Here is a 12266-nt window from a genome sequence, read left to right as displayed (position 1 = left end):
TTAATGAGCTAAATTTCCAATAATAATCTTGTTGGGTCTTCAAGAAGATCTTTGATTGCCACCAAAAAGCTCACGCTTTCTTTACCATCAATTAATCTATGATCATAAGATAAGGCAAGATACATCATTGGACGAATCACTACCTCACCATTGATCGCAACAGGACGTTCTTTGATGGCGTGCATACCTAAAATTGCACTTTGTGGTGGGTTTATAATTGGTGTGGACATTAATGATCCAAATACTCCACCATTTGTGAGCGTGAAATTACCTCCAGTTAAATCTTCAACGGTAAGTTTACCATTTCGACCTTTCTCTGCGAGTAATTTTATTTGTTTTTCAATCTCTGCCATACTTAATTTATCACAATTACGCAATACTGGCGTAACTAAACCTCTTGGAGTTGAAACCGCAATACTAATATCAAAGTAATTATGGTAAACAATATCATCGCCATCAATAGACGCATTAATTTCAGGAAAACGTTTTAAGGCTTCAACAATCGCTTTTATGTAAAAAGACATAAAACCTAAGCGAGCACCATGTTGCTTTTCAAATTTTTCACCATAAGTTTTACGCAATGTCATAATAGGTTGCATATCTACTTCATTAAATGTAGTGAGCATAGCAGTACTATTTTTGACTTCCAATAAACGCTCAGCAATACGCTTACGTAATCTAGTCATCGGAACACGTTTTTCATCTCTATCTCCAATATGATTAAATGGAGTTAATGGCTTAACATCTGCATTTTCTTGATTATTTGACAATTCGTTCTCTGACGACAATACTTTTTCAACATCTTCACGAGTAATACGTCCACCAACGCCAGATCCTTTAATTTGTGATACATCTAAATCATTTTCAGCTAATAATCGACGAATAGCAGGACTAACCGTATCACTACTTTTTGTATTTGTTGTTAATGAAGCTGAATGACGATCAGAAGGTGTTTTTTCCGATACTTGAGTCGTTGCTCTAGTTACCCCACCAGAGACCGCTAACTCTGACATTTTACCTAGTAGCTGCTTACTGGTTACTGTAGCCCCCTCAGGTTCTAAAATACTATCAAGGATACCATCTGACATTGCAGGAACTTCAAGAACAACTTTATCAGTTTCTATCTCAACGAGAATATCATCACGTTTAATATTATCTCCAACCTTTTTATGCCATACCACAACGGTCGCATCAGCAACTGACTCAGGAAGAACGGGGGTTAAAATGTCAAAATTACTCATATTTAATTCCTTATTATCTAAAAAGTGCGGTAATTTTTATCTTAATTTTTAATTACCATATAATATATTTTTTCTACGCCAACGCCTCTGAAATTAATGTTTCTTGTTGTTGTATATGTAAGGACATATAACCAACTGCTGGAGAAGCCGAAGCAGGACGACCAACATAATGTAACTCACTACCTTTTGGTAAAGAAGATAGGAAATTATGTTGACAACAATACCAAGCGCCCTGATTTTGTGGCTCTTCTTGACACCATACGTAATCTTTTACGTGATTATAAACAGCTAAGACTTTTTCCATTTCCTCATGAGGATAAGGATAAAGCTGTTCTATTCTCAGGATTGCAACATCAGTCTGATTATTTTTACGGCGAGTTTCGAGAAGATCATAATAAACTTTACCCGAACACATTACTACTTTTCTCACTTGTTTTGGATCTAAATCATCATATTCAGGTAAAACATTTCGATATTCTCCATTCACTAACTCATCAATTGAGGAAACTGCTAATGGGTGACGCAACAAAGATTTTGGTGTGAGCACAACTAATGGACGACGAATTGTTCTCAGCATTTGACGACGTAATAAATGATAAATTTGGGCTGGTGTTGAAGGTACACAAACTTGCATATTTTGCTGTGCACAAAGTTGCAAATAACGCTCTAATCTTGCAGAAGAATGTTCTGGACCTTGCCCTTCATAACCATGAGGTAGTAACATTACCAAGCCACACATACGCCCCCATTTCTGTTCACCTGAGCTAATAAATTGGTCAATTACTACTTGTGCTACATTAGCAAAATCACCAAATTGTGCTTCCCAAATGGTCAACGTTCTTGGTGTCGCTGTCGCATATCCATATTCGTAGGCTAATACCGCTTCTTCTGATAAAACAGAATCCCAAACTTCAAAATGCCCTTGCTGACTATGAAGTTGAGTAAGTGGAATATAAAGCGTACCATCATTTTGATTATGTAACACAGAATGACGATGAGAGAAAGTCGCACGTCCGGCATCTTCTCCAGATAAACGAATATTATGACCATCATCAAGGAGCGTCGCATAAGCCATTGTTTCAGCCATTCCCCAATCAAATAACTTTTCACCTTTTGCCATCAAAGCTCTATCATCATAAACTTTTTTCACTCGGTTATGAATAATATGATTTTCTGGATATTCGCATACTTTTTGTGCTAATCCCATAAAACGATCTTTTTCAAAGCTACCATCATAAGACGACCATTCTTGTGTTAGAAATTTTCGCCAATCTTGTGTTTCAGGATCCATTTCGGTTAATTCTGGTACAACTATATCACCATTATCTAAAGCATCTCGGTATTCATTAACTATCTCAATAAAATCTTCTTCTGTAATGATTCCTTCTTCTATAAGTCGTTTTGCATAGACTTTTGGTGGTGTCGGATGTTTTTTAATTTGTGCATACATCAATGGCTGTGTCATTGATGGTTCATCTGCTTCATTGTGTCCATGCCGTCTATAAGAAACAAGATCAATAAAAATATCTCGCTTAAATTTAGTTCTAAACTCAACTGCCATACGAGCAGCATAAGCCACTGCTTCAGGATCATCACCGTTCACATGAATAACAGGAGCTTCAATCATTTTAGCAATATCGGTACTGTATTCCGTTGATCTTGTATCATGAGGATTAGAAGTGGTAAAACCTATTTGATTATTAATAACAATACGGATTGTTCCTCCAACTGTATATCCACGAGTAGCAGACATATTCAATGTTTCTTGAACAACCCCTTGTCCAGCAACAGCAGAATCACCATGTACCGTAACAGGAAGTACTTGAGAGCGATGAATATCACCAATACGATCTTGTCTAGCTCGAACAGAACCAAGCACAACAGGATTCACAATTTCTAAATGTGAAGGATTAAATGCTAATGCCAAATGAACTACACCGCTATCGGTCATAAAATCAGATGAAAAGCCTTGATGATACTTCACATCCCCCGTTCCCGTACCATTATATTTACCAGCAAACTCATCAAATAATTCAGAAGGTTTTTTACCTAATACATTAATCAACATATTTAAACGACCACGATGAGCCATTCCCATTACAATATCGGTGATACCATTACGCCCACCATGGCGAATAATCTCTTTCATTAATAAAATAAAAGAATCACTTCCTTCAAGAGAAAATCTTTTTGCACCAGGATATTTGGCACCAAGATACCGCTCTAAACCGTCAGCCGCAGTTAATTCTTTTAAAAACTTTATCTTCTCTTCTTTATTGAATAAGGGCTTATTTAACAAATTCTCTACTTTTCGTTGTAACCAAGTTCTTGCTTCTAAATCATTTACATGCATAAATTCAAGACCAATAGTACTACAATAAGTATTTTTCAAAGCAAAGGCTAAGTCTCTTAAAGTAATTTTATCTTTATTATAAACATAACCACCAATATCAAAGACTTCATCAAGATCATCATCACTAAAGCCATAAAACTTATAATCAAGTGTAGGTGCATCCATTCTCTGCCATATTTTTAATGGATCGAGATCAGCATGGAGGTGTCCACGATTACGATGTCCGTTTACCCACTTTAATACATTTACTAATCTTGCACTGACATTTGGATCAATGACCGTCGCACCATTTACAGAATATTCTCTTGCTAAGCGTTTAAAATAATCTCGCACTTGAGAATGAGGTTGCTCAATTAGATTACTTGGTTTAGGTAAAGCATTGAAAATTTCTTGCCAACTTTCATCAACAGAAAAAGGATCAGCCAAAAAATCCTCATAGAGTTCTTCAATATAAGACTGATTTGCACCACCCAAGGCACTTGAAGATAACCACTCACTAATTGTGCTATTTTTTTTCATTGTAACCACCTAATTCTCACATTCTAATAGCGATGCATTTTATAAATTTTGAATATTATACATCGCTTTATGCGGATCCCTAATTGAATAAATACATAGATTAGAATTAATTTCTTGAATTTATTCAACATATTTTTAACATATCTCCAATATTTTTTACAAAATTTTGATCTCACCCGCAAATTTAACAATTCATTTACTTTTAATCTGCAAATTTTTAAAATTTATAAAGACATCAAGAAAATATAGCGATATATTTAACCAGCAACATAATATTAAATAATAATTACACAACATCATTTTCATTACAAAAAGAGGATTATCTTATGTCTACAAGTGAAAAATTGAATGCAAAATTAACACTCAGTGATGGTAGAGAGTTTAACTTACCTATTCATCAAGGTTCATTAGGTTATGATGCCGTTGATGTTCAGTCACTTGTTAAAAATAAACTTTTTACATTTGACCCAGGATTCATGTCCACCGCATCTTGTGTATCCAAAATAACCTATATAGATGGTGATAACGGTATCCTATTACATCGAGGCTACCCTATTGCTGATCTTGCGAAAAAAGCAGATTATTTAGAAGTAGCTCATTTACTTTTATTCGGAGAAGCACCTAATGAAGAAGAGTATAAGGAATTTACGAAATTAGTGAAAAAACATACTCTAGTACATGAACAAATTTCTCGCTTTTTTCATGGATTTCGCCGAGATTCACATCCTATGGCTGTGATGTGTGGGGTAAGTGGTGCCTTAGCTGCGTTCTACCATGATTCACTAGATATTAATAATATTGAACATCGCCAAATTACCGCAATTCGACTTCTTGCTAAAATGCCAACTCTTGCAGCAATGTGTTACAAATACTCTATTGGGCAACCTTTTATGTTCCCACTTAACAAACTATCTTATTCAGGTAACTTCTTGCATATGATGTTTGCAACCCCTTGTGAACCTTATGAAGTTAATCCCGTATTAGAGAAAGCAATGAATACTATTTTTATTTTACATGCTGATCATGAGCAAAATGCCTCAACATCTACTGTAAGAACAGCGGCTTCTTCAGGTGCAAATCCATTTGCTTGTATTGCAGCTGGTATTGCATCACTCTGGGGACCAGCTCACGGAGGGGCAAATGAAGCTTGTATTAATATGTTAGAAGAAATAGGTAGCGTTGATCGTATTCCTGAATACATTGCAAGGGCTAAAGACAAAAATGATCCATTCCGCTTAATGGGATTCGGACATAGAGTGTATAAAAACTATGATCCTAGAGCAAAAGTAATGCGTCAAACCTGTCATGAAGTACTTCAAGAACTAAATATTCAAACACCACTAATGGATGTCGCAATGGAGCTAGAAAAAATAGCATTAAGCGATCCTTATTTTATCGATCATAAACTCTATCCTAATGTCGATTTCTATTCTGGTATTATTCTCAGTGCTATTGGCATTCCAAAATCCATGTTCACAGTTATTTTTGCTCTTGCAAGAACAGTGGGCTGGATTGCCCATTGGAAAGAAATGTTTGAACCGGGTAATATGAAAATTGTTAGACCACGTCAGCTATACGAGGGATATACAGAAAGATCATTCCAACCATTAGATAAGTAAAATAGTACAAAAAAGAGCGGTCAAAAAAATTAACGAATTTTTGACCGCTCTTTTAACTCAAATTAAAATCTATTAATTATAACTCATTAAGCCTGAGCATATTCTATTCCCATTGCGCGTTTATAGCTTTCTAATGTAGATAAATTCTGCACATAGCGTTTAATATTAAGATAATTATCCAACTCTTTCTTTCTCTCTAACGCAATCAAACTAAAACATAGCATAAAATCTGCTCCACTCAATTTATCACCTAATAAATACAATTTACCTTCTAGTTCATTATCTAAGTAAGTTAATAAATTAGTTTTTTCTTTAGCTATATAATTTGTTAGAAATACATTGTCCTTTATACCTGCGCCCTGAGTAAAAATCTCTAATAATAAAGGTACCATTAATGAACTTTCTGCAAATTCAATCCATTGTAAATATTTTGCATACTCTGGAGAATCTAAATTTGGACGTAATCTCTCAGGTGCAAATTTCTCAATTAAAATTGTCGTGATCGCACCAGATTCACTAATTACCTGATCATCAATTTCGATAACAGGCGATTTGCCTAATGGATGAATTTGTTTTAAGCTTTCTGGTGCAAGCTGTGTTTCTGGATTTCTTTTATAAGAAACTAGTTCATATGGTACTTGAAGTTCCTCAAGTAACCATAAAATACGTAATGAACGCGACTTATTCAAATGATGTAAACGAATCATATTATCTCCTTTTTAAAGTGCTCTCTGTAAAATACGTCTTGATACATCTAAATCATTACCTTTATGCTCACCCAATTTAACCATTCCGTGCATCTCTAATTGTGTAATAATTAAATCAATTGCCGTTTCATTTAGGTCAACATCACTTAATTTTATTGGTAAACCTAATTTTTGGAAAAATGCTTCTGTAAGTGATATTGCTTTATCAATTACTAAATCATCATTTTCTTGACTATCAATATTCCAAACATTATGAGCATATTGTAATAATTTCTCTTTTTTGCTGTTTTTAAGCTCTCGCATTAACGAAGGTAAAACAATAGTTAAGGTTCTTGCATGGTCGATTTTATATAATGAAGTGATTTCATGACCAATCATATGTGCCGTCCAATCTTGTGGTACACCCACACCAATCAACCCATTTAATGCCATTGTTGCCGTCCACATAATATTTTTACGAGAATCCATATTATTTGGCTCATTAATTATTGTATTTCCCTCATCAATCAAAATTTTCAATAAACTTTCAGAAAATGCATCCTGAACTTTAGCATTCACAGGATAAGTTAAATATTGTTCCATAACATGAACAAAAGCATCAGCAACACCATTAACGACCTGTCTTTCAGGTAAAGTCAACGTTTTAGCAGGATCTAAAATAGAAAATTTAGGATAAACAAGTGGATTACCAAAAGGTAATTTAGCTTTTCTTTCCGTATTATTGATAACACCACCTGAATTCATTTCAGAACCTGTCGCAGGGATCGTTAATACTGTTCCTAAATCAACAACTGAATCGGTAACATTACTTCCATATTGCAACAATGTTTCCCAAGCTTTATCACGAGAAATACGACCATTTTCGTCCACTAATCCTGAAACGAGCGAAATAAATTTACTTCCATCAATAACTGAACCACCACCTACTGCTAATATAAAATCAATATTTAATTCCTGTACTTTATCAGCAGCATTAAGCAATGTATTAAATTCTGGATTAGGCTCAATACCACCAAACTCAAAAATCTCTCTTTCACCATTTGCCTTTAACGCATTTTTAACTTCATCTAACGTTCCAGTCCGTTGTGCCGAGCCACCACCGTAAGTAATTAAAACTCTCGCTTTCTCTGGTACAAGTTCACTAAGTGTTTTAATTTGTCCTTCACCAAATACGATACGAACGGGATTGTAATATTGGAAGTTATTCATAAGATTTCCTTTATATTTATGTATTTAAAATTAAGTAAATAATATAAACATTATTTACTGACTTATCTTTATTATACACTAAATAGACCGGTCGTCTAGTAAATTAAAAATTAATTAGGAAATATAATAATAATCAACTTATGAATGATAAGATTCTGGAACACTTAATTCATTTAATGTCATTTGCCAAACTTCTAATAAAGGTAAATTAGAATGGTTAATTTTAGCCATTAAACTCGCTCCTACCCACGCATAATACCAACGATTAGCCAATGATTCAGAAGAAATTTTTTGTTTTCTAATCGATCCCTCTTGCCAACCTATTTCGATTTGTTTACTTAACCAAGTAAGCAATAACTGATAACCTTCAGCTAACGCTTGACGCATTTTTTCGGAAATATCCGCTATTTCACCACTTAATTTAACTAATAAACATTTATTGCATGAGGAATCAAATTGCTGTGTTTCATACCAAGATTTAAAATACTCACAAATTCTCTGCTGAGCAGTAATATCCTGTTGGGATAACGATTCTAATCTTGCTTGATAACGAGAAAAATAATAACGAATCAATTCCTCTCCAAAAGCCTCTTTAGATTCAAAATAATGATAAAAAGATCCTTTCGGAATCCCTGCAGAATCTAAAATCATTTTTAAGCCAACGCCAACAAATCCTTGCTGTGCAATAAGCTGATAACCATTTTCTAAAATAGCAGATTTTGTATCGGAATATTTCGATGATGAATTGATCATAATAGTAAACAATAAATAAAAGTTGGCTCATTCTAGCATTAGACCGATTGTCTAACAAACAAATTATAGATTTTCTTAATAACACAAAAAGCGATCAAAGAATTTTTAAAACTAAAAAAATTTTGACCGCTCTTTTACACAACTATTTGACTAAATGCTATTTAGACCAATATTGAGATAACCGTTCAGCTTGCTCTAGAACCAAATCAATAGCATCATTGGCTTTATCAGGTGGATACTTGTATTTTTGTAGCACTCGGCGAACCAATATTCGCAATCTAGCTCGTACACTTTCTCGGACTTGCCAATCTACGGTTACCGATTTCCTTAACTGCCCTACTAATTCTAACGCAATTTTTTTCAAAATCTCATCGCCCAATTCCCTTACTGCACTTTCATTATTTGCCAACGCATCATAAAAAGCGATTTCATCTTGATTTAGCCCCAGATTTTCCGCTCGCTGAAAAGCTTCTTGAAAATCCTTTGCCATTTTAATCAATTCTTCAATCACTTGAGCGGTTTCAATGCCTCTGTTGTGATATTTAGTCAAGGTCGCCTCAAGACGTTCTTTGTATTTTCGTTCTTGTACGACATTTCTACCATTTCGACTTTGAATATTATCTTTTAATAATTTTTCTAATAGCTCCACTGCCAAATTTTTATAAGGCATATCACGAATATCTTCTAAAAACTCGTCAGATAGCAACCCAATATTCGGCTTTTCTAAGCCACACAAAGCAAAAATATCATCTACTCCTTCAGCAATAACGGAATTATCTAAAATTTGTTTTAATAGATGATCTTTACGTTCTTTTTTCAACTTTCCGGTGCTTATTTGTTCTTTGTTAAGCATCGCCTTAATCGCTGAATAAAAAGCTAACTCTTTTTGTAATCCATTCGCTTCATCTAAGGTAGCACACAACGCATAAGCCTTCGTTGCAGCTAATACCAAATCACAAAAACGTTTTTTACCATCATTTAATCCTAAAATATGGTTTGCTACTTTTGGCAATAATTCAATAGCTTTGCTTTCAAATTGACTGATATCTAAAACATGCTCATTGACAGGCGTTTTAAACATTCCCCGAATCGCATCTATTTTCGCCAATAACAGTTTTAAGGCTTCGTGGGTATCAATGGTTGGTTTGCCTCGTCCTTTGGCATTGCTGTAAGTGTGCATTGCCTGTTTTAACTCATTGGCAATGCCAATATAGTCCACCACTAAGCCACCAGGTTTATCCTTAAACACACGGTTTACTCGAGCAATGGCTTGCATCAGATTATGACCTTTCATCGGTTTGTCGATATACATCGTATGGCAACAAGGGGCATCAAAACCTGTTAACCACATATCACGAACTATTACCAGTTTTAGTGGATCATCAGGATTCTTAAAGCGTTTTTCTAAATCTTTTTTAACTTGCTTAGTATAAATATGCGGCTGCAATAAAGCCTTATCGGCTGCCGAACCGGTCATCACAATTTTTATTGCCCCTAAGGTCGGATCTTCATTATGCCATTCTGGGCGTAATGCCACGATTTCATTATATAAATGCACACAAATTTCTCTGCTCATTGCTACAATCATCGCCTTACCATCTTGGCTTGCTAAGCGTTTCTCAAAATGGGCGACTAAATCATTGGCAATTTCTTTTAATCTTGGCTCTGCACCCACTAATTTTTCTAAACGGGTATATTCTCCTTTGGTTTTTTCTGCGTCACTAACTTCTTCATCTTCCAAGATTTCATCTACTTGTTGCGATAAATCCTCAATTTCTTTTTGATTGATGTCTAATTTTGCCAAACGAGATTCATAATAAATCGGTACTGTTGCCCCGTCATCAACGGCATCTTGAATATCATAAATCGACACATAATCGCCAAATACCGCTGTGGTATCCCGATCGTCAAATTCAATGGGTGTACCAGTAAAACCAATAAAGGTCGCATTTTTTAAGGCATCACGCATATGTTTGGCATAGCCAAATTGATACTCACCTTTAGCATTGAGTTTGGATTTTAACCCATATTGACTACGATGAGCTTCATCAGAAATCACCACGATATTATGACGCCCATTTAACAAAGGATGCTGCTGTTCATCATCTTGCAATGCAAATTTTTGTACAGTGGTAAAAATCACGCCACCAGCTTCTCGGCTTGCCAATAATTCTCTTAAACTTTCTCGACTGTCCGCTTGTACTGGTGTTTGTTTTAATAATCCTTGAGCATTGGAAAAGGGGGCAAATAACTGTCCATCTAAATCATTACGATCGGTAACAATCAATAACGTAGGATTATTCATTTCAGGTTGTTGTAATAATTTGCCTGCATAACAACACATGGAAATACTTTTGCCACTGCCTTGCGTATGCCAAACCACCCCCGCTTTTTTACTGCCTTTTTCAACACGTTTACCATAGCTGGCTCTTGGTTCATTTATCTGATCTTCAAGTAAATGTTGTGAAGCAATTACAGTGGCACACACCGCTTCTCTAACCGCATGGAATTGATGATAACCTGCTTGTTTTTTGATTAAACGATTTTTCTCATCTTTTTCAAATAAAATAAAAAAGCGTAAATAATCACAAAACAGTTCAGGCAAAAAGAACCCTTTAATCATCGTTTCTAATTGCCATTCTACTTGTGGTTTATCATTTTCATTTTTAATGGTTCGCCAAGGCATAAAGCGTTCTTCATCAGCAGAGAGTGAACCCACTTTTGCCTCGACCCCATCAGAAATCACCAAAGATTCATTGAACATCAACAAATCAAAAATATCATTTTTATAGGTTTGTAATTGATTAAATGCTTGCCAAATATCCGTTTTTTCATCACTAGGATTTTTCAACTCAATTACCGCCAACGGCAAGCCATTTACAAAACACACAATATCTGGACGACGAAGTTTATTGCCTCGTATATCAAACTGATTCACCACCCAAAAAGCATTATTATCTGGTTGATTAAAGTCCATTAAAAAAGCGGTTTCAAACACATCTTTATCATCAACACGATAAGAAACAGGCACACCTTGTATCAACAAACGATGGAATGCTAGGTTGGCTTCAGTCAGATCTCGGCTCTCCGCTTTTTTAAGCTTGGCTAACACTTCTTCAACACAACAAGCTGGCAAATGTGGATTAAGCTTTGCAAATTGAGAACGAAAAATTGGCTCTAAAACCACCGCACTTAACTCATTACGCTGTGGATTAGTGCCTTCTGGTAATAAATCTTTACCGTGAAAAACTTCCCAACCAGTTTGTTCAAACCAAGCCAGTGCATTATTTTCAATAAATTCTTCGTTCATTGTTGTTTAGTCCTCATTACTTACTTTGCGGTAAGATTGTTTTTCGTGGGTTGGCGTTGTTGGAAAAGCCAGTTCTAATTGTCCTTTTTTCACCATCGTGGATAAGTATTTTTTACGGATATGATCTGCTTTCCTATCGACAATCTCAGCTAATGCTTGGATAGTGATAAATTGTTCATTACACAAATTTAAAAATATTGCTTCCATTATTCGTGGAGGTAAGCGTTTCTTTTCTCTAGCTTGTGTTGCTATGTGATAGAGCTGTTGTTTATAGGCATTATCTACATATTCCAAACTATCAATACAAGGATAGTCTAATTGAGTATGGCATAATCGCCCCACTTTATCACGATAGGCTGTTTGATTAACCCCTAAGCTATCACCGCTAACACCTAAGCTATCATCACTAACACTTAAGCTATCATCACTAACACTTAAGCTATCATCACTAACACTTAAGCTATCATCACTAACACTTAAGCTATCATCACTAACACTTAAGCTATCATCACTAACACTTAAGCTATCATCACTAACACTTAAGCTATCATCCTC

The 12266-nt window shown here is 35.1% G+C and carries 8 protein-coding genes; 1 reads left to right on the top strand and 7 read right to left on the bottom strand.

What is annotated here, in order from left to right; genetic code table 11:
- Positions 1 to 8: 8 nt before the first annotated feature.
- Complete coding sequence (gene odhB / locus EV697_RS02815; RefSeq protein WP_132022363.1) at positions 9 to 1241, bottom strand: 2-oxoglutarate dehydrogenase complex dihydrolipoyllysine-residue succinyltransferase; 1233 nt, start codon at positions 1239 to 1241, stop codon at positions 9 to 11.
- A gap of 73 nt (positions 1242 to 1314) precedes the next feature.
- Positions 1315 to 4113 carry a 2-oxoglutarate dehydrogenase E1 component gene (gene sucA / locus EV697_RS02810; protein ID WP_132022361.1) on the bottom strand — a complete coding sequence of 933 codons (2799 nt, stop codon included), beginning with the start codon at positions 4111 to 4113 and terminating at the stop codon, positions 1315 to 1317.
- A gap of 326 nt (positions 4114 to 4439) precedes the next feature.
- Between sucA and EV697_RS02805 the strand changes: the two genes are divergently transcribed.
- Positions 4440 to 5732: a citrate synthase gene (locus EV697_RS02805; RefSeq protein ID WP_132022358.1), complete on the top strand. Its 1293-nt coding sequence runs from the start codon at positions 4440 to 4442 to the stop codon at positions 5730 to 5732.
- Positions 5733 to 5818: 86 nt separating this feature from the next.
- Here the strand turns inward: EV697_RS02805 and EV697_RS02800 are convergent, their stop codons facing one another.
- The 5 genes from EV697_RS02800 to EV697_RS09805 form a co-directional block, all read right to left on the bottom strand.
- Entirely contained in the window at positions 5819 to 6439 is a 621-nt protein-coding gene (locus tag EV697_RS02800; RefSeq protein ID WP_132022355.1) for a glutathione S-transferase family protein, read from the bottom strand.
- A 12-nt stretch (positions 6440 to 6451) separates the two neighbouring features.
- Positions 6452 to 7648 carry an iron-containing alcohol dehydrogenase gene (locus EV697_RS02795; RefSeq protein WP_132022352.1) on the bottom strand — a complete coding sequence of 399 codons (1197 nt, stop codon included), beginning with the start codon at positions 7646 to 7648 and terminating at the stop codon, positions 6452 to 6454.
- Between the two features lie 138 nt (positions 7649 to 7786).
- Entirely contained in the window at positions 7787 to 8401 is a 615-nt protein-coding gene (locus tag EV697_RS02790; protein ID WP_132022349.1) for a TetR/AcrR family transcriptional regulator, read from the bottom strand.
- 157 nt (positions 8402 to 8558) lie between these two features.
- Entirely contained in the window at positions 8559 to 11711 is a 3153-nt protein-coding gene (locus EV697_RS02785) for a type I restriction endonuclease subunit R (RefSeq protein ID WP_132022346.1), read from the bottom strand.
- A 6-nt stretch (positions 11712 to 11717) separates the two neighbouring features.
- The coding region (locus tag EV697_RS09805) for a hypothetical protein (protein ID WP_207904085.1) at positions 11718 to 12266 on the bottom strand (549 nt) is incomplete at its 5' end.

This window comes from Bisgaardia hudsonensis (genome assembly GCF_004345785.1).
Taxonomy (GTDB): domain Bacteria; phylum Pseudomonadota; class Gammaproteobacteria; order Enterobacterales; family Pasteurellaceae; genus Bisgaardia; species Bisgaardia hudsonensis.
The sequence above is the reverse complement of the archived record's forward strand: the minus strand, read 5'-3'. Positions and strand labels throughout refer to the sequence as shown.